The sequence below is a fragment of the Streptomyces sp. NPDC006208 genome (assembly GCF_040613775.1).
Classification (GTDB): Bacteria; Actinomycetota; Actinomycetes; order Streptomycetales; family Streptomycetaceae; genus Streptomyces.
In genome coordinates this window covers 1-22,370 of sequence record NZ_JBEXSW010000072.1, presented here as the reverse complement: position 1 = coordinate 22,370, position 22,370 = coordinate 1, and the positions used below count along the sequence as shown (strand labels likewise).

17 protein-coding genes and 1 pseudogene are annotated in these 22,370 nt (G+C 69.7%); 6 read left to right on the top strand and 12 right to left on the bottom strand.

Annotation, left to right across the window (positions count from 1 at the left end; translation table 11 throughout):
• Positions 1-83: 83 nt before the first annotated feature.
• The 4 genes from ABZ208_RS36445 to ABZ208_RS36430 all read right to left on the bottom strand — a co-directional run bounded on the left by ABZ208_RS36445 (position 84) and on the right by ABZ208_RS36430 (position 3,637).
• Complete coding sequence (locus tag ABZ208_RS36445; RefSeq protein WP_356913749.1) at positions 84-905, bottom strand: alpha/beta hydrolase; 822 nt, start codon at positions 903-905, stop codon at positions 84-86.
• Between the two features lie 419 nt (positions 906-1,324).
• Complete coding sequence (locus tag ABZ208_RS36440; RefSeq protein WP_356913748.1) at positions 1,325-1,870, bottom strand: DoxX family protein; 546 nt, start codon at positions 1,868-1,870, stop codon at positions 1,325-1,327.
• A gap of 430 nt (positions 1,871-2,300) precedes the next feature.
• Positions 2,301-2,957 carry an HdeD family acid-resistance protein gene (locus ABZ208_RS36435; RefSeq protein WP_356913747.1) on the bottom strand — a complete coding sequence of 219 codons (657 nt, stop codon included), beginning with the start codon at positions 2,955-2,957 and terminating at the stop codon, positions 2,301-2,303.
• 110 nt (positions 2,958-3,067) lie between these two features.
• Positions 3,068-3,637 (bottom strand): DM13 domain-containing protein, encoded by a 570-nt coding sequence (locus ABZ208_RS36430; protein WP_356913746.1) that lies wholly within the window; start codon positions 3,635-3,637, stop codon positions 3,068-3,070.
• 139 nt (positions 3,638-3,776) lie between these two features.
• Here ABZ208_RS36430 and ABZ208_RS36425 point away from each other — a divergent pair, with 139 nt between their 5' ends.
• A complete protein-coding gene (locus ABZ208_RS36425) occupies positions 3,777-4,487 on the top strand; it encodes a flavodoxin family protein (protein ID WP_356913745.1) in 711 nt (236 codons plus the stop codon).
• Positions 4,488-4,562: 75 nt separating this feature from the next.
• Here ABZ208_RS36425 and ABZ208_RS36420 read toward each other — a convergent pair whose 3' ends face one another.
• The 4 genes from ABZ208_RS36420 to ABZ208_RS36405 all read right to left on the bottom strand — a co-directional run bounded on the left by ABZ208_RS36420 (position 4,563) and on the right by ABZ208_RS36405 (position 10,519).
• Positions 4,563-5,036 (bottom strand): DUF1772 domain-containing protein, encoded by a 474-nt coding sequence (locus ABZ208_RS36420; RefSeq protein ID WP_356913744.1) that lies wholly within the window; start codon positions 5,034-5,036, stop codon positions 4,563-4,565.
• Between the two features lie 136 nt (positions 5,037-5,172).
• A complete protein-coding gene (locus ABZ208_RS36415) occupies positions 5,173-6,747 on the bottom strand; it encodes a von Willebrand factor type A domain-containing protein (protein ID WP_356913743.1) in 1,575 nt (524 codons plus the stop codon).
• A gap of 134 nt (positions 6,748-6,881) precedes the next feature.
• Positions 6,882-7,739: an ABC transporter permease gene (locus tag ABZ208_RS36410; RefSeq protein ID WP_356913742.1), complete on the bottom strand. Its 858-nt coding sequence runs from the start codon at positions 7,737-7,739 to the stop codon at positions 6,882-6,884.
• Entirely contained in the window at positions 7,736-10,519 is a 2,784-nt protein-coding gene (locus tag ABZ208_RS36405) for an alpha/beta fold hydrolase (RefSeq protein WP_356913741.1), read from the bottom strand. The genes ABZ208_RS36410 and ABZ208_RS36405 overlap by 4 nt, the downstream gene beginning before the upstream one ends.
• A gap of 135 nt (positions 10,520-10,654) precedes the next feature.
• Here ABZ208_RS36405 and ABZ208_RS36400 point away from each other — a divergent pair.
• Together ABZ208_RS36400 and ABZ208_RS36395 are read left to right on the top strand one after the other, a co-directional pair.
• A pseudogene (locus ABZ208_RS36400) lies at positions 10,655-11,058 on the top strand (GNAT family N-acetyltransferase).
• 184 nt (positions 11,059-11,242) lie between these two features.
• Positions 11,243-12,430, top strand: a complete 1,188-nt coding sequence (locus tag ABZ208_RS36395; RefSeq protein ID WP_356913740.1) for a S8 family serine peptidase — start codon at positions 11,243-11,245, stop codon at positions 12,428-12,430.
• A gap of 57 nt (positions 12,431-12,487) precedes the next feature.
• On the opposite strand, the gene ABZ208_RS36390 is transcribed toward ABZ208_RS36395, so the two are convergent.
• From ABZ208_RS36390 to ABZ208_RS36375, 4 genes are all read right to left on the bottom strand, one after another.
• On the bottom strand, positions 12,488-13,207 hold the full coding sequence (locus ABZ208_RS36390) for a hypothetical protein (protein ID WP_356913739.1): 720 nt from the start codon (positions 13,205-13,207) through the stop codon (positions 12,488-12,490).
• A gap of 13 nt (positions 13,208-13,220) precedes the next feature.
• On the bottom strand, positions 13,221-15,515 hold the full coding sequence (locus ABZ208_RS36385) for a DUF6571 family protein (protein ID WP_356913738.1): 2,295 nt from the start codon (positions 15,513-15,515) through the stop codon (positions 13,221-13,223).
• Positions 15,512-15,961: a type VII secretion target gene (locus ABZ208_RS36380; protein WP_356913737.1), complete on the bottom strand. Its 450-nt coding sequence runs from the start codon at positions 15,959-15,961 to the stop codon at positions 15,512-15,514. The genes ABZ208_RS36385 and ABZ208_RS36380 overlap by 4 nt, the downstream gene beginning before the upstream one ends.
• Positions 15,962-16,250: 289 nt before the next feature.
• On the bottom strand, positions 16,251-16,847 hold the full coding sequence (locus ABZ208_RS36375; protein WP_356913736.1) for a DUF4291 domain-containing protein: 597 nt from the start codon (positions 16,845-16,847) through the stop codon (positions 16,251-16,253).
• Positions 16,848-17,266: 419 nt separating this feature from the next.
• Between ABZ208_RS36375 and ABZ208_RS36370 the strand changes: the two genes are divergently transcribed.
• From ABZ208_RS36370 to ABZ208_RS36360, 3 genes are all read left to right on the top strand, one after another.
• Positions 17,267-18,427, top strand: a complete 1,161-nt coding sequence (locus ABZ208_RS36370) for a beta-propeller fold lactonase family protein (protein ID WP_356913735.1) — start codon at positions 17,267-17,269, stop codon at positions 18,425-18,427.
• 200 nt (positions 18,428-18,627) lie between these two features.
• Positions 18,628-19,857, top strand: a complete 1,230-nt coding sequence (locus tag ABZ208_RS36365) for a YncE family protein (protein ID WP_356913734.1) — start codon at positions 18,628-18,630, stop codon at positions 19,855-19,857.
• A gap of 349 nt (positions 19,858-20,206) precedes the next feature.
• Positions 20,207-21,376 (top strand): beta-propeller fold lactonase family protein, encoded by a 1,170-nt coding sequence (locus tag ABZ208_RS36360; RefSeq protein ID WP_356913733.1) that lies wholly within the window; start codon positions 20,207-20,209, stop codon positions 21,374-21,376.
• Positions 21,377-22,370: the final 994 nt, after the last annotated feature.

Genomic DNA, 22,370 nt, shown 5'->3' with positions numbered 1-22,370 from the left:
CCGGACGTACTCGGGCGACTCCGACAACACAGCGAGGTGCCGCAGCTGTCGCCGCGGGCCCGACAAGAACGCCCGGCCAGGGCCTAACTGCGGAGGAAATTCAGCAGGTCCGCGTTGAACTCCTTCTCGTAGTCGCCGACCAGGCCGTGCGGCGCTCCCGAGTAGACCTTGAGCGTCGCGTCCTTGACGAGTTGGGCCGATTTCTGTGCCGAGGCCACGATGGGGACGATCTGGTCATCGTCGCCGTGCGCGATGAAGGTGGGTACGTCGATGCGCTTCAGGTCCTCGGTGAAGTCCTGCTCCGAGAATTGCTCGATGCAGTCGTAGGCGCCCTTGAGCCCGACCTGCATGCTCCACATCCAAAAAGCGCGGCGTGCCCCGTCGCTGCCTTTGGCGCCAGGGCGGTTGAAGCCGTAGAAAGGTTCCGCCAGATCCCAGTAGTACTGGGAGCGGTCGCCCGCGACGCCGTCGCGGATGGCATCGAAGGCGTCGACGGGCAGGCCCTCCGGATTGGCATCCGTCTTGAGCATCAGCGGGGGTACGGCGCCCAGCAGGACCGCCTTCGCGACGCGGCCTGTGCCGTGCCGGCCGATGTAGCGGGCCACTTCGCCGCCGCCGGTGGAGTGGCCGACCAGGACCGCGTCCCGCAGATCCAGGGTTTCGATCAGCTGGGAAAGGTCGTCGGCATAGGTGTCCATGTGGTTGCCGTTCCATGGCTGGCTCGAGCGGCCGTGTCCACGGCGATCGTGAGCAATTGCGCGGTAGCCACTCTCCGCGACCAGACGCAGCTGGTTGTCCCAGGCATCGCCGTTGAGCGGCCAGCCATGGCTGAACACGACCGGTTGCCCGTTGCCCCAGTCCTTGTAAAAGATCTCGGTGCCGTCATCGGTGGTGATGGTGCCCATGCTGCTGGTCCTCCGTCCAACTGCGTGGATGCCGGTCGCTCGACAGCCCGTCGCCGGCGTGGTCGCCCGTCCGCTCACCGCGGGTTCCGCCGACCGCGATGAGCCCCGACGGAGACGTCCCCTTCTCCCGACCGTAGAGCGGAAGACTCCGGGTCGCCACACGTACCAAGCCCATGAAGATCCTTGAGCCGGCCGGAGATTCGGCGGGGCCTACGCGGCCGGAACGGACCAGCCGGCCGGGCACCGGTGTCAACGGGTGCTCGATGCCCAGGCGAAAGGCCCGCAGGAGGAGTCGGCCCCGCCTTGCGCTGAAGCCCAACTCCCGCACCACCGTATGAATCTGTCTCGCGGACCGCCCAAAGGGCCTTCGCGTGAGCGGCCCTGGCGCGCGTACGGCTGACTGCCGGCTCCGAGCCGCGTCACAACGCCATGACGATGGCGGCCCCGATGCCCCCCGCGCCCAGGGCGAAGGCGGCCGGACGCCACCCGCCGTCCCGCCAGGGGAAGCGCACGTCGAGCGAGAGGCGGCCCGGGCCCACGGCAGCGACCGTGAGCGCGACGACGGCAATGGTCATGGGATATTCGAAGGCGCCGCCCACAGCCAACAGGCCCTCGTCGGAGGCCAGCGCCATGGCATTGATCATCACCCCGATCAGGGCTGCCGAAGCGAGCGGGGTGAGCAGTCCAAGCGCAAGTCCCAGGCCGCCGAGGAGTTCGGAGACTCCTGCCAGACCGGCGAAGAAGACGCCGGGTTCGTAGCCCAGGTCGGCGAAGCCCTGCCCTGCGGCGTCCAAGCCCGGCCCGCCGAACAGCCCGAACAGCTTCTGGGCACCGTGCCCGGCCATGATCACGCCAAAGGTCACTCGGAGGAGGAGCAGACCGGCGTCGGCAGCGCTCACCGGAGGCGGCCTGGATGCCGTGGCGGGGGCGGCCGAGTGACGAGAACCTTCGAGCGGCAGTTTCATCGTGGAATCACCTCTTGCGAGCCGCCGGCCCAGGGCCCCGGTGCAGGCTGCCCGGGCCACCGGTGCGATCAGGTGGAGCGGTTGTCGAGGCCTGCGCGCCGCGCGTGCACGGGGACGCGTGCACAGGGGACGCGTGCACAGGGGACGCGTGCACAAGGGAACGAGCGCCCCGGCCATGAGCCGGTACGGCCGGTGGCCTCCCGGCGAGCCGGATGTGCCCGCCGGGGAACGGCGCTGTGACCGCTCGCGCGTACGGGGAGGAATAGCCCGGCTCACGGCCCCTTCACCACCGATACTCCCTCGACGGCAGGGGGCCGTCCACCAGGGAATCACCGGCCGGCCGGGACCGTGGGCACAAAGGGCTCACCGGACGTCGCGGCACGAGGGCGTGCGCCGGGCGCCCGGCGTCCCCGCGCTCCACTTGACGCTTCTACGCTCCGGCTTTCTTCGGATCGGTCCGTCCACGGGTCGCGGCGCGCAGAGCCACGGCTCCCGCCAGTTCGACGACGCCGATCAGGACGAGCCAGAGTCCGAGCAACCGTGCCAGCGCGACCGCGGACTGCGCGGGGAAGGCGAGGACCACGATCCCCGCGATGACGCCGATGGCCCCGAGAGCGAAGGCCACCCCCCGGTGCGCCAGGCCGCGGTCCTCGATGGCGATGAACGCGGTGAGGAGGCCCGAGACCAGCCAGAACGCTCCGACGATCAGCGACAGTGCGGCAATCGTCTGCATGGGATGCCGCAGACACAGCACGCCTGCCAGCACGGCCACGATCGCGATGAGCACCCCGGGCATCCTGCTTCCGTTGCGCCCCGGGCCTCTGGAGAAGGCGGTCACGAACCGGAAGCCGCCCGTGACCAGCAGTTGCAGTCCGATCACGACGGCCAGCACGTGCAGTGTCTCGTCCGGCCAGACCAGCACCAGGATGCCCGGCAGGAGTGTGGCCAGGGCGAGGCCGAGTGCCCAGCCCCACGAAGCCCCCAGGTCACCGAGGACTTCCTGAGGGTCCCTGCCGAAGACGTCCCCGGGGTCGGGCGGCTCGTATCCCGCCGTCGGACCAGGCGATGGACCAGGCGTTGTTCCCATGGCTCCTCCCACGTCGCTCCCTGGGCAGTGTCCGGTGGGCCACAGGGCCGGGGGATCACCCGGACAGGGTGATGTCGCGCGGGCGGGATCGGTCACGAGGGGCGCCGGGATCAGGCCTGCCGCAGCTCCGCCGCACCGAACGAGACGTCGAAGCGGTCGCACCAGATGCTGACACTGGTGAAGTCGGCCGGCTTGATGTCCGACGGAAGGGCGTAGTTCTGGTCGCCCTTGTTCCCCTTGAGCTTGCCGAGGCTGACGTACTTCCCGTCGTCGAACACGTGCCAGCCGTCCCGGCCCTCCTTCACCGGCGCGTCGGTCAGCAGGACGCGCAGGTCAGGGCCATTGCTGGTGTCGAGGCTCTCCAGGCGCAGGGTGTAGGAGCCGTCGGCCAGGCGCAGGAGCTTCACCGTGCCGGACGTCGGGTGCTCGTGGCTGATCAGCTCGCCGCTCGCCAGCGTCTGCGGCGTCGCGGGCGACGCCGATGCCTCCCCGGACGGCGACGTGGACGGGTCGGAAGGCGAGGACGGCGCAGCCGCCGTCGGCAGCGCCTCACGGACCGTCTCGTCCTGCCACAGCTTCCACGGCTGGAACCAGTACAGACCCGCACCCGCCACCACCAGGAGCACCGCCAGCGCCCCGAGGACCAAGGGCCTGGTCAGTACCGTGCGCACGCGTCCCATCGCTGCCTCCCGAATCTCTGTCTCCCTGTACACATTCAACGGCTTCGAAGGCCCCCGAACGTCCCGCAGGAGATGACGAAAGCCTTACGGCGGCGCCGCGTCCCCCGGCCGCCCGCACCGTCGCACTACGCTCCCCGACATGACTTCGCCCCCTGTGCCCCCTTTGAGCGCAATGTTCATCAACTGCACCCTCAAGCGCTCACCGGAGATCAGCAACACCGATGGCCTCATCGACAAGAGCCGGGCCGTGCTGGAGGCGGGCGGCGTCTCCACCGAGCTCGTCCGGGCCGTCGACCATGACATCGCCACCGGGGTGTGGCCGGACATGACCGAGCACGGCTGGAGCGTCGACGCATGGCCCGCGCTCTACGAGCGGGTCATGGCGGCCGACATCCTGGTGCTCGCGGGCCCCATCTGGCTGGGTGACAACAGCTCGGTGATGAAGCAGGTCATCGAGCGGCTGTACGCGTGCTCGTCGCTCCTCAACGACCGTGGCCAGTACGCGTATTACGGACGGGTGGGCGGCTGTCTGATCACCGGCAACGAGGACGGCGTCAAGCACTGCGCCTCGAACGTCCTCTACAGCCTCCAGCACCTCGGCTACACCATCCCCCCACAGGCCGACGCGGGGTGGATCGGTGAGGCGGGCCCCGGCCCTTCGTATCTGGACCCGGGGTCGGGCGGGCCGGAGAACGACTTCACCAACCGCAACACCACGTTCATGTCGTGGAACCTGATCCATCTGGCCACCATGCTCAAGCGCGCCGGCGGCATCCCGGCCCATGGCAACCAGCGCTCGGAGTGGGACGCCGGCTGCCGCTTCGACTTCCCCAACCCCGAGCACCGTTGAGGCATCTCATCGGTCGTGGTGGTGGGCGGACGAGCTGTCCGCCGGCGGATCCGTACGACGGCTGTCCGGTCACCGTCACGTCAGCGTGGCACAGACGAGCAGGACGAACGCGGCGGCCGCGAGCAGGGTGCGGTACAGGTGCAGCCGGTTCCACGGAGCTTCGAACGCCGTACGCACCTCGCTGTCGGGCACGGGCGGTGTGGCCTTCTCGGACGCGGCGAGCGCGTTGTTCAGCGGAATGTTGCCGGTGATGGTGACGAGGTGGTTGAGAGCCGCGCACACCAGGCCCGCGAGGACCAGCCATGTCCCGGTGCCGGTGCGGCCGTCGACGGGAACGGCGAGCGCCGCGGCCGGGAACGCCACCTCGGCGAGGAAGACGACGAGGAAGATGCCGCGCGGCACGGTCTCGTTGAGCCGGCGCATCGCCGGCACGAACTGTTCGTCCGTCAGCCGGGCGAGCCCGGGCATGATGCCGGTCAGGAAGATCAGCATGAAGCCCGCGTACAGGCCGGTGGACACCACTGCGAGGGCGAGCAGAAGGGTGGGCATGGGGCACATCATGACGCCCCCGGCCGGATGGCGCAGCGTGGTTCTGTCCCTATGGCGTGGCCGTGCGGGGGTGCGACCGCGGGCGCCTCGGCCGACACGGGGGGGGTGGGTGGGACCGCGCCCACCCCCCGCTCGCTCAGTCCTTCAGGCGCTGCGCCTGCCCGATCGCCTCGGCCAGTTCGGCCACCGCGCTGTCCTCGGTCGACTTCGCCAGGGCCTGTGCCCGGTCCTCCAGCTGACCGAGGCTCGGGGCTCCCGGCAGGTCGCCGCCGCGCAGGGCCTCGGCGAAGTAGGCGGCGACGGCGGTGATCTGGAAACGCTTGGAGGAGCCGCTCCACAGGGCGCCGTCGATCGCATCCGTCTCCACGGTGCCCGTCCGCTCGTGCGGCGCCCGGGTCCTCGGGTCGAGCCAGCGCACGGTCGCCGTGGCGACATGACCGCTCGCGCCGTCCCGGAGCCGTACCGCGTACAGCGCGGTCACGGTGTGGCCGGGGCCGATCTCGCCGCCGTCCACGCGGTCGTTGCGGAAGTCGTCGTCCGCGACCGCGCGGTTCTCGTAGCCGATGAGCCGGAACTGCTTGACCGTCTGCGGGTCGAAGGCGACCTGCGCCTTGGCGTCCCGGGCGCGCAGTTCGACATGGCTCGGCAACTGCTGGACGAAGACCTTCCGGGCCTCCTCGCTGGTGGAGACGTACGTGGTGTGGCCGTCGCCCTTGTCGGCGAGGCTCTCCATCAGCTCGTCGCCGTAGTCGCTGCCGACGCCGACCCCGAAGAGCGTGATGCCGTGCTCGCGGCGGGCGTCGTCGATACGGTCGAGGATCGCGTCGGCCTCGGTCTCGCCGGTGTTGGCGAGCGCGTCGGACAGCAGCACGACACGGTTGGTGGCACCGCGCCGCTTGCCCTCGACGGCCTCGTCGTACCCGGTGGTGACACCGGCCTCGACATTGGTCGAGTCGGTCGGCTCCAGCTCGTCGATGACGGAGTGGATACGGTCACGGTTGCCGTCGAGCCGGGTCATCGGCAGCCGGGTCTCGGCCTCGTCGCTGAAGGTGACGACGGCGATCGAGTCGTCGTCGCGCAGCTCGTCGGTGAGGACGCCGAGCGATTCCTTGACCAGGTCGAGCCGGCCGGGCTCGGCCATCGAGCCGGAGATGTCGATCACGAAGGTGAGTGCGGCGGGCGGGCGTTCGCTCCTGCGTTCGGCGGTACGGGTGGCCAGGCCCACACGCACCAGCGACCACTCCTCGCCGCCCGAGTCGTCGATCTCGCCCTCCGTGCTGCGCGGGCGCGCCCCGTCGACACTCACCGAGAAGCCGTCGCCCTCGGGGCGCGCGTAGTCCTGGCGGAAGCTGTTGATGAACTCCTCCGGCCGGACCTCGTCCCGGGCAGGAAGGGAGCCGTCCTTGAGGGTGCGCCGGGCGTAGTGGTACGAGGCGGTGTCCACGTCGAGTGCGAACGTGGAGAGATAGTCGGCGGGCGGCGCGATCTCGCGGGACTCCTCGTCCGCGGCGCCGTCCCTCGATTCCTGCGGCGCGCCGTTGCCACCGTCGGGTACGACCGGGGCGGGTGCGCCGTCTTTTGCTTTCCGGCCGCCGCCGTCGTAGGAGGCCGACCGGTCGCTCTGACTCCCGCCGCACGCCGCCGTCAGCATGATGCCGCCGGCGAGCAGCGCCGCCAGCGCTCCCCTGCCCACTCGTGTATGGAATTCCATCTCGACTCCCCCTGCATCGTCGGCACTTGTGAATGTGACGTGCGAGACGGCCGGAAGGAGCAGACGAAGGGGTTGCGGAAGCGTCTCGATGCGGCAACGACCGGAAGTTTTCGACCGGATTGCCGCTGATTGTCCTACGACACGATGTCCTTGCGGCTGAAGTTCCGGAAGGCGAGCGCGAACAGCACCAGTGCGTAGGTCACCGACACCGCCGCTCCCTTCACCATCCCGGTCCACTCCAGCTGCGGTTGCAGTGCATCGATCCAGGCGAACTGCCAGTGCGCGGGCAGCACTTCGCGCCAGCCGCCCAGCGCCGTGACCGCGTCCAGAACATTGCCGATGATCGTCAGTCCGACCGCCCCGCCTACCGCGCCCAGCGGGGCATCTGTCTTGGTGGAGAGCCAGAACGCGAGCCCCGCCGTGACCAGTTGGGACACGAAGACGAAGCCCACGACCAGAGCGAGCCGCGGCAGGGTGCCACCGGTGTCCAGTGAGCCGCCGGTGGGCAGCTGCAGCGGCCCCCAGCCGTACGCGACCGTGCCCGCGGCCAGCGCCACCAGCGGCAGCATCAGCATCGCCGCGGCGCTGAACCCGAGCGCCACGGCGAGCTTGGACCACAGCAGCCGGGTGCGCGGCACGGGCGCGGCCAGCAGATAGCGCAGCGAGGACCAGCTGGCCTCCGAGGCGACCGTGTCGCCGTGGAACAGCGCCACCGGCACCACCAGCAGGAAGCCCGCCGATACGAACAGGCAGGTGGCGGCGAAGTTTGCGCCGGACGCGGTGGCCGTGTCCATCAGGCTCACGCGCCCGTTGTCCCGCCCGTCCGGTGTGCCGCCGATCGCGAACGCGGCGATCAGCACGAGGGGCAGTGCGGCCAGGACGGCACCCATCACCAGCGTCCGGCGGCGCTTCAGCTGCCGTACCGCCTCCACCCGCAGGGGCAGGGTGTGCCGGGCCCGGTAGCCGGGGGCGGAATCGACGAGCGCGCTCATGCGGATCCTCCGATCAGGGTGAGGAACGCGTCCTCCAGGCGGCGGTGCGGCCCGACGCCCGTCAGCGGTACCTCCAGGCGCACCAGTTCGGCGATCAGCGCGGTGGCGCTGGTGCCGTCGAGCCGTACGAGCAGTCCCCCGTCCGTACGGGCCGCCGAGCCGACACCTGGCAACGCGGCGACCTTCTCGACGAGCGGCTCGGACACCTCGTCCTCGGTGGTGACGAGCAGGGTGTCGCTCTCGCCGGTGATCTCGGCGACCGGTCCCGCCTGCACCAGACGGCCGCGGTCCATGACCACCAGGTGCGTGCAGGACTGTTCGACCTCCGACAGGAGGTGGCTGGAGACGATGACGGTCCGGCCTCCGGCCGCGTACCGGATCATCACGTCCCGCATCTCGCGGATCTGTGGCGGGTCGAGACCGTTGGTCGGCTCGTCGAGGATCAGCAGATCCGGCAGGCCGAGCATGGCCTGGGCGATGGCCAGGCGCTGCCGCATGCCCTGCGAGTAGGTGCGCACGGCCCGGGCGAGCGCGTCGCCGAGACCGGCGATCTCCAGGGCCTCCTCGAAGTGCGCGTCGCCCGCGGGACGGCCGGTGGCCTGCCAGTACAGCTCCAGGTTGTCGCGCCCGGACAGATGCGGCAGGAAGCCCGCGCCCTCGACGAACGCGCCGACCCGCGACAGCACGGGTGCACCGGGACGGATGGCGTGGCCGAAGACGCGGATCTCGCCGTCGTCGGGCCGGATGAGGCCCATCAGCATGCGCAGGGTGGTGGTCTTGCCGGCGCCGTTGGGTCCGAGCAGGCCGAGCACCTGGCCCTTCTCGACGCGGAAGGACAGGTCCCGTACGGCGTACCGCTCGGCGGACCTGGCGTAGCGCTTGGTCAGTCCGGTGATCTCCAGCGGCACGTCGGCCCGCTCGGGGTCGGGGGCCGGGGCGATCGCACGGCGGCGGGAGGTGAACAGCAGCCCCGACGCCACGAGCGCGCCCGCGGCCGGCAGGCCCCACACCCACCAGGGCAGCACGGCGGCCTGGGTGCGTACGGCCGGTGCGGTGGGCACGGTCAGCACACCGCCTCCGGCGAGGGCCGCGGTGTACGTGGCGGGCTCGGCCGGAGAGGCGTAGCCCAGGTCGGTGGCGGACAGGACCAGACGCAGCCGGTGGCCGGCGTCGACCTCGTGGTCCACGGCCGGCAGGGTCAGTTCGACCTTCTTGGCCTTGCGGGCGTCCTCGATCCGCACCGGAGCGACGAGCTGGGCGGGCAGCACCTGGCTGCGGCCGTCGGGCCCGACGTCGTACACCTTGCCGAACAGCACCGCCTCCCCCGTGGACGAGCTCACCTCGACCGTGACGGTCGGCGATCCGGTGATGCAGGTGGAGCGGGTCAGCGGCGCGGAGTCGAAGCGCGCGAACTGGCCGGGGAAGTCGAGGGAGATCCCCACGCCGAGCGAGGACAGCCGGCCGGCGCCGCCGCTCAGGCCGGGGACGGCGGAGATGGCGGGCGGGGTGGCGCCGGCCGGGTTGGCGAAGGTCTGGGAGGTTCCGGTGAGCGCGATCTGCTCGGTGCCGTCGGACAGGCCCGGGTAGCGGTCGGCACTCGCGCCGCGCAGCAGCGCCTGGCCGTCGGTGGAGTCGACGCCTCCGGTCCGGCTGACGCGGAAGGCAGGCCCGGTGCCGGCTCCCTTGTCCCGCTTCAGGTAGTGGTCGAACCAGGTGCCGATCCGGGCCTCGACGCGCCCTCTCTCCCGGTCCCCGCCGTCGTGGCCGCCGGCGATCCAGTCGACGGCGACGGGTGCGCCGTTGGCACTGATGGCCTTGGCCATGGCGTCGGCGTGCTGGAGCGGGAAGAGCGAGTCGGACTGGCCCTGCACGATGAGCGCGGGCACCTTGATGCGGTCGCCGACGGCGGAGGGGCTGCGGCTCTCGAGCAGCGCGCGGGCCTCGGCGTCGGGCTTCCCGGCGACGGCGACGCGCTCGTACATGGCGCACAGGGCGGGCTGGAAGCGGCCGCAGCCGGTGGGGTCGGCGGGCTGCCCGGTGGCGGGCCGCGACGCGCGGGAACCGGAACGGTCGCCCGCAGCCTCACCGGCAGCGGGCGCGTCGCCCGCCGGAGCCTGTGCCGGCGGGTCCGACGCGCCCCGTCCGCCGGCCGGGTCGGTCGAGGCGGTCGTGCCGGTCGAGAAGAAGATCCCGGCCCACAGCTTCTTGAACACGTCGTCGGGGAACAGCGCGTCCGCGAGGTTCCAGTACGTGATCTGCGGCGCGACCGCGTCGACGCGCTTGTCGTACGCCGCGCCGAGCAGCGAGATCGCCCCGCCGTACGACACTCCTGTCATCCCGACCCGCGGATCGCCGTTCCCGTCCAGCTGCACCTCGGGCCGCTTCGCCAGCCAGTCGATCAGCCGGGAGACGTCCTTGACCTCGTGGTCGGGATCGTTCAGCCCGATCTGTCCCGTGGACCGGCCGAAGCCGCGCGCGGACCAGGTCAGCACCGCATACCCGTCGCGGGCGAGCTGTTCGGCCTGCGCGCGTACGTCCTCCTTGCTGCCGCCGAAGCCGTGCCCGAGCAGCACGGCGGGGCGGCGGCCCTGCGCATCGCCCGCGGTGAAGTAGGACGTGTCGATCTTCGCCCCGGGCATGGCCTGCACCCGGTCCTCGCGGTGCACGGCGGGTGCGCCGTCGTCGGCGACCGCGGTCCAGGTGCCTGCGCCGGCGAGGACCGCGACGGCGGCGACCCCCGCGAGCCATCGGCCGCGCGGCCGGGGAAGTCGGATCTGCATGACTGAACCCTAAGCGGCGCCGCCGCACGGTCTCGGCTGCCGCCGGGCGGAACTGGGGAGCCTCCTCGGGTAGTACGCACCAGCGTCGCCGTACACCAGACGCGGTACACGGGAGATGAGCAAGCGGGGCCCCGCATGGACATCCGGCGTGCGACGACGGTGGACCAGCTGATCGCGGCGGAGCATCTGTACGACGGGCCGGCCAGGCCCGAGTGGGCCGAGCGTTTTCTCGCCGCCGACGGGCATCTGATGCTGATCGCGTACGTGGACGGCGCACCGGCCGGGATGGTCTCGGGCATCGAGATGCTCCATCCCGACAAGGGCACGGAGATGTGTCTGTACGAGCTGTCGGTGGACGAGCCGTTCCGCGGGCGGGGCATCGGCCGGCGCTGGTGGAGGTCGCGCGGGCGGGCGGCTGTGACGACGTGTGGGTCGGCGTCGACACGGACAATGAGGCGGCGCTCGCGACGTACCGGTCGGCGGGGGCGAGGGACGACGGAATCTTCACCATGCACACATGGGATCTGACGGCGGACTGACGGGTCCGGCTGCCGAGACCAACTCCCTTTGAATCAAGGGCAGTTCACGATCTCCACCATCACCGATTCCTTTGTCATGCACTCATCCTGTGTCCTAGGTCACAGCACGAGCCCCTGTTCGGCGCAACGGCACCACCTGGCACGATGCACGCTCCTTGTCCGTGATCGGTCAACGAAAGGTCAGGTGCACGAGATGAGAGTCTCTGCCCGCCGCATCGGGACGCTGATACCCGCAGTCGTCCTTGCGGCAGGTCTCCAGTTCGCCGTTTCCCCCACCGCGCAGAGCGCGACGATCGGCGATCTTCGTCTCGCCCCCACTGCAACCGCCATCCAGAACAGCTGGATCGTCGTCCTGAAGGACGGCAGCACGCGCGCCGCCGATCTGGGCGTCACGCCGAAGCACACCTACCGCAATGCCCTTAAGGGCTTCTCCACATCGATGTCGGCGGCCAAGGCGCGGGCCCTCGCAGCAGATCCGCGCGTGGCGTACGTCGAGCAGAACGCCACGGTCCGGATCAGCGAGACCCAGACCAACGCCACCTGGGGCATCGACCGCATCGACCAGCGCAACCTGCCGCTGTCGAAGACATACACGTACAACACGCCCGCGTCGAACGTGAACGCCTACATCATCGACACCGGAATCCGTACCTCCCACAGCGAGTTCGGTGGGCGCGCGAGCATCGGCACGGACACGGTGGGCGGCGGCCAGAACGGCCAGGACTGCCAGGGCCACGGCACACATGTCGCGGGCACGGTCGGCGGCAGGACGTACGGCGTCGCCAAGGGCGTCAACCTGATCGCCGTACGCGTCCTGGACTGCAACGGCTCCGGCACGAACGCCGGCGTCATCGCGGGCGTCGACTGGGTGACCGCCAACGCCAAGAAGCCGGCCGTGGCCAACATGAGCCTGGGCGGCAGCGCCAACACGGCCCTGGACAACGCGGTGAAGAAGTCCATTGCGTCGGGGGTCAGTTACGCCATCGCGGCGGGCAACGGCAACATCCTGGGCTGGCCCGTCAACGCGTGCAACTACTCGCCCGCCCGCGTCCCCGAGGCGATCACGGTCGGCGCGACGGACAACACGGACCGGCGCGCGTCGTTCTCCAACTACGGCACCTGTCTCGACCTGTTCGCACCGGGCGTGAGCATCACCTCGGCGTGGAAGGACAACGACACCGCGACGAACACCATCTCCGGCACCTCGATGGCCACCCCGCACACGGCCGGTGTCGCCGCGCTGTATCTGGCGGCCCACCCGGCCGCGACCCCGGCCCAGGTCAGGGACGCGCTGGTGAACAACGCGACCAGCGGCAAGGTCGTGGACCCGCGTACGGGCTCCCCGAACAAACTGCTGCACTCGCTGTTCTGACCCTCCGTTCCGGCCAGGCCCTGTTCGGGCCTGGCCGGAACGTTTCGGCTTCTCCCGTCACCCGTCCCCGGCGAACTCCCTCTCGAGCGTCTCCAGCGAGGGCGGCTTCCGGTACGCGCGGTGCGGCGAGGGCTCAGGAGGCTTCGGCGGGAGTCCCGCCTCCGCCAGGCAGCCCAGCTTCCCGGCCAAGGCGCGTGAAGCGGAGTGGAGCATGACCATGTGGGCATGTCTCCGCTCGACGTCCGACAGTTTCGCCGACGGGTCCTTGCTGTCGGGCTCGAGTACGCCCGCCACCACCGGAGGACCGTTCTTCCGAAGGCCCCTGGAGCACCGGAAGGCGATGAACGCCTGCTCGTCGCTGCTGTCGGCGTAGAGCCCCAAGGGGTAGTACGAATCGTCCGGATCCAGCGCCGGCGGCCATACGACTCCCGTGTCGACATGCACGAACTCGATCCGGAAGAGCGGGTCCTGTGCACTCTGCTCCGCGGTGTGCACGGTGCAGATCGTGCTGCGGGACGTGCTGGTGTCGGCGTGGCCGCGCAGTCGGGTGACCGCCTTGTCCAAGGGGAGGACCGACTCCTGGTACCGGCCGGCCGTGCTGATCCTGCCCAGAGCGTCCCGGGCCTCGGCGGAGAACGACGAGTCGCACACCTTCCCCGCCGGTACCCCGTCGTCCCGCTCCTCCTTCCCGGCCGTGCACGACACAACGGCCATCGCCACGCACAGCGCGAGGGCGAGTGAGGGCCGGCGCCGGGTGAGCACGCGCGCCCGTCGCACGGTGACTCCGTCCTCAGCCTGTGTAGGGCTTACGGCCTCGCTGAGCACTCTCCTGCGCCCCGGTGCCGTAGTTGTTCTTGAGGTCGTCGGAGAGGTTTCCGGTCGCGTCTGCTTCACTGCTGTGCCCTTCGAGGTACTTTGCGGCCGTCGCGCCCAGACCTTCCTCACCGCGTATGAAGAATTGCCGTGAATCCACCGGTTGAGGCAGATCCGGGCCGCCGAACACGGCGTCGTTGTGGAACACCTTCGCGAATTCGGTACCTGCGCCCATGGCGATGGGGACGATCATTCCCCACGGGCCCGCCTTGCCGACGACGCTGACGATTCCCGCGCTCAGGGCCGGGGCCGCACCGCTGTAGCCCACACGCGTCCAGTTGGAGGACTCCTGGAAGGCCTGCTGCGCCTTCGCGGTGTCGTGGGCGTACGTCGCCTCGATCTGCGCAGCACGGGAGTGGTCGAGAATGCCCCGCACCTCGGCCTCGGTCAGCAGCGCCCTGCGTCCCATGGCGTAGTTGTCCGCCCCGTCGGCAGGCGGGTGCTGCGCGAGCCGGTCGATGGTGTAGAGGTGCTCGGCCTGATTCATGATGCCGTGCGAGACCTCGTTCTGCCCCAGCACACTGAGGAAGTCGATGGCACCGGTGCGGCCGAAATCGGCGCGCCCCTTGTACGCGGCCGGGAATGCCCCGTCGTTCTCCAGGTCCGCGCCCGTGCCGGACACCGCGAAGTTGAGGTCGTCCACATAGGCACCGCCCATGGCACCCAGCGCACCGGCCATCCCCGGCTGGTCATGGAGCAGTTTCGGGCCGCCCTCGCCGCCGTACACGGCGACGACCTGTTCCATGACGTCCGCGGTGGCCGCGGTCCTGCGGTCGCCTCCATGGCTGAAGATCTCGGGGTCCTTGCCGCTGAGTTCTTCGGCGTCCCAGGCGTAGCCGGTCGTCGCGGCCGTCAGGGCGTGCCCGAGCGCCTCATGGCCGGGCAGGTCGCGGGGAGCGCCCGCGGTGTTGCCGTCGAAGACCCAGTTGCGTTCCTCGGCGAGGTACTTCAGGTGGGAGTTGATCTCGGACGTCGAACCCGCGCCGGCGGGCGGCTCGAAGAACTCGGTGGCGGCCTTCGGGTTGTGGCCCAGTCCTTCGAGGAAGCCGGTCATCGGGTCGTGGCCGGTGTCGTCGCGCCGTCCGATCAGATTGAGCGAGTCGACGTCGGCGGTGTTCGACCAGTAGGCGTAGCCGTCCTTGGTGTTGTTCTTCTCGTCCCAGGCGACGAGCTTGTCGCCGTAACTGTTGAGGAAGCTCGTGTCATAGGTGCCCGAGCGCATGAGATTGCTCATGACCTGGAAGCCGTAGGGGTGGGTGGTTCCCCCGGTGTTCAGCCGCTCCGAACCGGTGCGGATGATCTCGTCCTTCCAGGCCCGCATCTCGGGACTGTCGGAATGCGATGCGGTGGCCAGGGTGGTCCCGAGGCTCTCCTGAAGGCTCTTGGCCGACTTCCACCACGACTTCTCGTCAATGTCCGTGTCCGGGTGGAGGGCATTGCGCGGGTGCGTCGCGTTGTACCAGAGCTTGAGGGTCTCCTCCGGTCCCAGCCGGGTGGCGAACTCCTCGGCGAACGCCGGGTCTTGGCTGTGCCGGGCCATCACCAGGGACAGCCGGCTCAGCTGGTCGGAGCTCATCCTGCCGTTCTCGAGCCCGGCGAGATCAAGAGCCGCTTTGAGATCCTTGGCCGATTCGGCCCGGGCCTGGGCCAGGGAGTCGTACGCCTTGTCGTTGAATCCGCGGTCCGTGCCGTTGACGTCCGCGGTCAGGGCGTGGGCCAGGGCACTGTCCGCCTCCTCGGCCTTGGCGATGGCGCTGCTGGTGCGCTCACGGTAGTACGCGAAGGTGTCCTGGTAGGCCTTGGTGAGTGCGGCGGTGTTGTTGTTCTCCGCGGTCGTCAGGTCGACGTAGACGGAGCCGTCGTGTTTGTTGAGCCTGAGGTGCGGGTGGCCCTCGAGTTCCGTCTCGATGTCCTCGAGTGCCCTCTTCGCGGCTCTGAAGTCCTCCAGGCCCTGCCGCAGGACGCTGTGCACGCGGCGGGACTCGTCGACGGCCGCCTGGATCTGCTCCTGGACCTTGCGGAACTTCCCCTCCGCGGCGTCGGCCGCTTCACCCTCCCAGTCGGAGGCCGCCAGCCCCTTGGTGACCTGCGTGCCGAAGTTCACGCCGATCTGCTGGAACTTCCCCGGGGCCACGCTCCACTTCGTGACGGCTTCGCTGAGCGGGGTGAGGTTGGCATTCCTGACGTCGGTGTAGGTCAGCTGCCCGCTCATGGGTTCTGTCCCTTGCCCTGGGAACCGGTGTTCACGCTCCCGGCAGCCTGTGCCCGCTTCTTGTCCTCCGCGGTGAAGGTGGTCGCGGCAGCGCGCAGCGCCTGGGCCGTACTCGTGAACTGCTCCTTCACGTACGACATCTGGCCCCGCCAGCGCTCCAGGAACGTGGCGACGGCGGCGTCCGTCGCAAAGCCCTTGAGGGAGCCGGTCACCTGCCCGGTCTCCAGCATCACCTCGTCGTCCGCCTTGAGGAACTGGGTGCGCACTCCTTCGGCCTTGCCCGCCCGTTCGTTGAGGACGGACGCCGTCACCTTGAGTCTCGGCTGCGGCCCGGGGCCCGTTGGTCCTGGGCCCGACATCGGACCGTCGACGTGGTCGAGCGACATGCTCAGAAACGCGGACGGCCGCCGGGCAGCGCCGACCCCCTCTTCCCCCGTTGACGTCACGTGGATCCTCCGTCCGACGGCGACGAGTTCGCCGATTGCCGAGAAGCTAATTCCCGAAGGGCAACGGAACGTGTCGTACCGGGGGCTCCGGGATGGACGTACAGCGCCCCGGATTCGCCGGTGGACCTGACGGAAGGTGAGGAATCGCTGATGGGAGGCCAGCTGAGCGTCGCGGGCCGACTCACCCGCCCCCATCGGGGGCCGATCATCGATTAAGCCGCGCAAACAACGCTGCGGTCGGGGACTGGCGAGAGGGCCGCGCCTGGGCCGATACGCCCTTCGGACACACCTACGCCATGAGGTGCCCGAGGAGCTCCTCCCCCGCGGGATACGCCCGCTCCTCGGGCAACAGCCGTGCGGCCGCATCCAGTTCTCCGCGGCGCACGTGCCCATGGATCTCGTGTGCGAGGGGGGTCACATCGCTGATGGCCACGGTCCACTCGTCGGCGTACCGCGCCGCCGCCTCGCCCGCCAGCCCGAGCTGCAGCGAGCGGTACGGCAGGGCCGCGAGATACAGATCCCGCTCGGGATCCCACTGCACACGTGCGGGCGCCTGCCGGAGCTGCCGCTTCCAGGTGGCCTGATCGGCATGCAGGCCCCGCTTGTAGTGCGACAAGCAGGCGTTCCGCAGGGCCCATTCGAAACCGTCGCGTCTGATCTCGACGGCCAACACGGTCTCCTGCCCCTCCTTGGCACCCCACCCGCAGCGGTACATCATCCACAGGAACGACGGCTTGATCCATGTCATCCGGTCCCGCTTCCAGGCCCCGGGAAACCGCCCGGTGCGCGCGGCCGGCTCGCCGATCTCGGGGCGGTAGGCCTGGTAGACGGTGACGGTGTCCTCGGTGTGAAGGGCGCGGATCCGGTATCTGGGTTCATCGGGCATGCGGAACAGCATGCGCACAGACTCCGCGGTGGGGCCACTGGATTCGCCCCTGGCATCGCGCCCATGACAACGCGGGAGCAGCCGCGCGGCGCTGCTGCCCGAAGGGTTCGGGTAACGGCCGGGAGGAGGACAGGTCCGGACGAGGGGATTCGAGTCGTCCGTACGGCCCTATCCGGGATCTCCAGCCGTCGCGGGCTGATCACGGCGCTTAGCGTCGGGCGCGGCGTTGATCAGCGCCACGGCGGCCACCTCGCGCATGCATGACGGGGCATCAATCGCCGACTTCACTCGGAGCACGCGGACGCGCCCGGTGCGGTGCGCTGCAGGAGGTCTACATGTCGGGTATCGCAGTCGGGGGAACACCCCGGCGGGGAAGTTCGGGGCGAGGTCGCGGTGGCGGGGGTTCGTGGTGGGGGCTGGTGCGGGCCTGGGCGGCGGGGCTGGCAGTGCTGGCCGGCCTGGCCCTCCCGGTCGCCCTCACCACACCCGCCGCGGCTGCCCAGGGCGGAACCTTCGCTTACGTCGCCAACTTCGACTCGGACGACGTGTCGGTGATCGACACCGCCACCAACACCGTCACCACCACCATCCCCGTCGGTGACGGCCCCATCGACGCGGCCGTCACGCCCGACGGCAAACGCGTCTACGTCACCAACTTCAACGCAGCCAGTACGTCGGTGATCGACACCGCCACCAACACCGTCATCGGCACCATCACCGTCGGCACCTCACCCCTCGCGGTGGCGATCACCCCCAACGGCACCCTCGCCTACGTCACCAACGTCGGATCGGACAACGTGTCGGTGATCGACACCGCCACCAACACCGTCGTCGACACCATCACCGTCGGCAGTGCACCCCGCGGGGTGGCGGTCACCCCCAACGGCACCCTCGCCTACGTCACCAACGCCGGATCGGACAACGTGTCGGTGATCGACACCGCCACCAACACCGTCGCCGACACCATCACCGTCGGCGACGCGCCCCAAGGTGTGGCAGTCACCCCCAACGGGGCCTTCGCCTACGTCACCAACGCCGGATCGGACAACGTGTCGGTGATCGACACCGCCACCAACACCGTCGCCGACACCATCACCGTCGGCGACGCGCCCCAGGACGTGTCGATCACCCCCGACGGCACCCTCGCCTACGTCACCAACCAGAACTCCAACAACGTCTCAGTGATCGACACTGCCAGCAACACCGTCATCGACACCATCGCCGTCGGCACCTCACCCCTTGGCGTGGCGGTGACCCCCGACGGGGCCTTCGCCTACGTCGCCAACCAGAACTCCAACAACGTCTCAGTGATCGACACTGCCAGCAACACCGTCATCGACACCATCACCGTCGGCACCACCCCCCAACGTGTGGCGACCGGGAGCGTGCCGGCGACATCGGTGGCAACATGCCCACCCGGCAGTCCCCTCACCGGCGGCGGCTTTCAGCTCACCGGCCCGCCGCCGAACGACCTCACCAGCCGACCGGTCGACAACTCCTGGGAAGTTTCCCTGACCAACCAGACCGGCGAGGACATCACCTTCACGCCCTACGCGGTCTGCGCCGACATCACGCCGTAGGTCCAGAAGAGGGGATTCGAGTCGTCCGTACAGCCCCATCACGGATCTCCGGCGATCACAGGCCGATCGCGGCGCCTAGCGTCGGGCGCGGCGTTGATCAGCGCCGCGGCGGCCTCGCACCTTCATGACGGGGCATCAGTCGCCTGTTCGTTTCGAGCACTCGGACATACCTCGGTGTGAGTGCGGTACGGGAGAACTTCATGTCAGGTATCGCAGTACGGGGGACATCAGAGCGGCGAAGCCGCGGCGGTGGGGGTTCATGGTGGGTGGTGGTGCGGGCCTGGGTGGCGGGACTGGCCGTCCTGACGGGTCTGGCTCTCCCCGTCGCGCTGGCGACACCGGCCGCCGCCGCACCCGGAACCTTCGCCTACGTCGCCAACCAGATCGATGGCACGGTGTCAGTGATCGACACCTCCACCAACACCGTCACCGACACCATCCCTGTCGGCGCCATCCCCTCGAAGTTGGCCCTCACGCCCGACGGCAAGCGCCTCTACGTCACCAACTTCAATTCCGACAACGTGTCAGTGATCGACACCACCACCAACACCGTCATCGACACCGTCCCCGTCGGCAGCCAACCACGGGGGGTGGCGATCACCCCCGACGGCACCAGCGCCTACGTCACCAACGTCGGCACGAACAACGTATCGGTGATCGACACCACCACCAACACCGTCACCATCACCATCCCCGTCGGCAATCAACCCGCGGAAGTAGCGATCACCCCCGACGGCGCCAGCGCCTACGTCAGCAACTTCGGTTCGAACAACGTGTCGGTGATCGACACCACCACCAACACCGTCACCGCCACCGTCCCCGTCGGCAACGGTCCTCAGGGCGTGGCGATCACCCCGGACGGGGCCTTCGCCTACGTCGCCAACGGCTCCTCGAACAACGTGTCGGTGATCGACACCACCACCAACACCGTCACCACTACCATCCCCGTCGGCAACAGCCCCCAGGGCGTGGCGATCACCCCCAACGGCGCCAGCGCCTACGTCGCCAACACCCTCTCGAACAACGTGTCGGTGATCGCCACAGCCACCAACACCGTCACCACCACCGTCCCCGTCGGCACTTTCCCCCAGGGCCTGGCGATCACCCCCAACGGCACGAGCGCCTACGTCAGCAACTCCGGTTCGAACAACGTGTCGGTGATCGACACCACCACCAACACCGTCACCGCCACCGTCCCCGTCGGCGCCGAACCTTTCGGCGTGGCCATCGGAAGGGTGCCGGCGTCGTCCGTGGCAACGTGCCCCCCGGGCAGTCCCCTCACCGGCGGCGGGTTCCAGACCACAGGCCCGCCGCCGAACGACCTCACCAGCCGACCGGTCGGCGACTCGTGGGAAGTGTCCTTGACCAACCAGACCGGCGAGGACATCACCTTCACGCCCTACGCGGTCTGCGCCGACATCACGCCGTAGGAGCGGCATTCGTCCCCGGTCGGACCTCACCATTCCGACCCGTGGCATGCGGCAGAGGAGAACGGGTCCGGAAGAGGGGATTCGCGTCGTCCGTACAGCCCTATCCGTGATCCACAGCGGCCGGTCGCTGATCACGGCGCTTAGCGTCTGGCGCGGCACTCATCAGCGCTGCGGTGGCGCCCCCACGCGTTTATGACAGGACATCAGTCGCCAGGATCGTTTTTCGAGCACTCGGACGCACCTCCGTGTGAGTGCGGTACGGGAGGTCTTCATGTCGGGTATCGCAGTACTGCAGGGGTCAGGGCGCGGAAGTACAGGGCGAAGTCGCGGGGGGAGGGGCTCTTGGTGGGTGCTGGTCCGGGCCTGGATGGCGGGACTGGCCGTGCTGGCGGGCCTGACCCTCCCCCTCGCCATGGCCACACCCGCCGTGGCCGCCCAGGGCGGCACCTTCGCCTACGTCGCCAACTTCTCCTCGAGCGACGTCTCGGTGATCGACACCGCCACCAACACCGTCGTTGACACCATCCCCGTCGGCACCCTCCCCCGAGCCCTGGCCATCACCCCCGACGGCAAACGCGTCTACGTCGGCAACTTCATCTCGAACGACGTCTCGGTGATCGACACCACCACCAACACCGTCATCGACACCGTCCCCGTCGGCGCCAACCCCCAAGGCCTGGCCATCACCCCCGACGGGGCCTTCGCCTACGTCACCAACAGCGGCTCGGACAACGTCTCGGTGATCGACACAGCCACCAACACCGTCACCACCACCATCCCCGTCGGCGACAGTCCCCTGGGCCTGGCGTTCACACCCGACGGCACCCGCGCCTACATCACCAACAGCGCCGACGACAACGTGGCGGTGATCGACACCACCACCAACACCGTCACCACCACCATCATCGTCGGCGACCTCCCCATCGGTGTGGCGATCACCCCCGACGGGGCCTTCGCCTACGTCACCAACCTCATCTCGGGCGACGTCTCGGTGATCGACACCACCACCAACACGGTCACCACCACCATCCCCGTCGGCATCAGTCCCCAAGGCGTGGCGATCACCCCCGACGGGGCCTTCGCCTACGTCGCCAACAGCGGCGTCTCGAACAGCGTCTCGGTGATCGACACAGCCACCAACACCGTCACCACCACCATCCCGGTCGGCAGCGCCCCCACGGGTGTGGCGATCAACCCCGACGGGGCCTTCGCCTACGTCACCAACCAGTTCGCCGACAACGTCTCGGTGATCGACACCGCCAGCAACACCGTCACCACCACTGTCACCGTCGGCGACCAACCCGTCGGTGTGGCGATCGGGACCGTCCCCGCGTCGTCGACGGCGACCTGCCCCGCGGGCAGTCTCCTCACCGGTGGGGGTGCCCAGCTCACCGGCCCGCCGCCGAACGACCTCACCAGCCGACCGGTCGGCGACTCGTGGGAAGTGTCCTTGACCAACCAGACCGGCGAGGACATCAGCTTCACGCCCTACGCGGTCTGCGCCGACATCACGCCGTAGGTCCGCGCTCCCAGAGCCCGCCGATGGTCGCCGTCGACCGCACCTACCTGGATGTGCTCGACCCGCCCGCCCCGGCGCACCTGGGCAGGCAGCCGGGAGGTGACGTTCTCAGCCGTCGCCGCACCTCACCGGGCGACCGGTCCGTTCCGAAGAATCAGGAGCAGAGCATGAACTCTGATCGCACATCACGGTCCGCCCTAGGGCCACTTCCTCGACGGAGAGCCTGGCTGAGCGGGGGCGCGATCGCGTCGCTCGCTCTCGTGCTCATGGGAATCACGAATCCGGCAGCCGCGACCTTGCGGCCTGCGGAAACGGCCCCCCACGAGAGCGTGGCGACGCCACGTGCAGACAGGGACAAGTGCCCGAAGCCCAAGAAGTCCGGCCCGGCCGCCGACCGTGGAAGCGACAAGTGCAAACCGGGTCGCACCGGCGCCACAGGCCCCACCGGGCCCACGGGACCGACCGGAACCACAGGACCCACCGGGCCCACAGGACCGACCGGAACCGGCACGACCGGGCCAACTGGCCCTACTGGCCCCACTGGACCCGCCGGAGTGACCGGGCCGACCGGAGCCGGGAACGGTGCGACCGGGCCCACCGGACCGACCGGACCGACTGGACCCACCGGGCCCGCGGGACCGACCGGAACCGGCACAACCGGACCTACCGGTGAACCAGGCCCCACCGGGCCCGCGGGACCGACGGGCGCGACAGGCCCTGCCGGAACCGGCACAACCGGCGCAACCGGACCCACGGGACCGACCGGGCCCACCGGGCCCACCGGCGCCACCGGACCGACGGGCGCAACGGGACCTGCCGGACCGATCGACACCTTCATCGTCCCGGGCCCGACCGTGACGGTCCCCGGTAATCCGTAGACGTGGCACTGAAACCGAAGCGGGCGGGCCGGCCCCCGGGGCGGGGGGGGGCGCCCCCGGCGCCGGCGGGCGGTCGATTCCCCTCTCCCCCGCCCCCCCCCCCCACTCCCCCACCC

Coding starts and splice junctions, on each gene's coding strand:
- ABZ208_RS36445 (WP_356913749.1), bottom strand. CDS start 905: ATGGGCACCATCACCACCGATGACGGCACCGAGATCTTTTACAAGGAC.
- ABZ208_RS36440 (WP_356913748.1), bottom strand. CDS start 1,870: ATGAAACTGCCGCTCGAAGGTTCTCGTCACTCGGCCGCCCCCGCCACG.
- ABZ208_RS36435 (WP_356913747.1), bottom strand. CDS start 2,957: ATGGGAACAACGCCTGGTCCATCGCCTGGTCCGACGGCGGGATACGAG.
- ABZ208_RS36430 (WP_356913746.1), bottom strand. CDS start 3,637: ATGGGACGCGTGCGCACGGTACTGACCAGGCCCTTGGTCCTCGGGGCG.
- ABZ208_RS36425 (WP_356913745.1), top strand. CDS start 3,777: ATGACTTCGCCCCCTGTGCCCCCTTTGAGCGCAATGTTCATCAACTGC.
- ABZ208_RS36420 (WP_356913744.1), bottom strand. CDS start 5,036: ATGCCCACCCTTCTGCTCGCCCTCGCAGTGGTGTCCACCGGCCTGTAC.
- ABZ208_RS36415 (WP_356913743.1), bottom strand. CDS start 6,747: ATGGAATTCCATACACGAGTGGGCAGGGGAGCGCTGGCGGCGCTGCTC.
- ABZ208_RS36410 (WP_356913742.1), bottom strand. CDS start 7,739: ATGAGCGCGCTCGTCGATTCCGCCCCCGGCTACCGGGCCCGGCACACC.
- ABZ208_RS36405 (WP_356913741.1), bottom strand. CDS start 10,519: ATGCAGATCCGACTTCCCCGGCCGCGCGGCCGATGGCTCGCGGGGGTC.
- ABZ208_RS36385 (WP_356913738.1), bottom strand. CDS start 15,515: ATGAGCGGGCAGCTGACCTACACCGACGTCAGGAATGCCAACCTCACC.
- ABZ208_RS36375 (WP_356913736.1), bottom strand. CDS start 16,847: ATGCCCGATGAACCCAGATACCGGATCCGCGCCCTTCACACCGAGGAC.
- ABZ208_RS36365 (WP_356913734.1), top strand. CDS start 18,628: ATGTCAGGTATCGCAGTACGGGGGACATCAGAGCGGCGAAGCCGCGGC.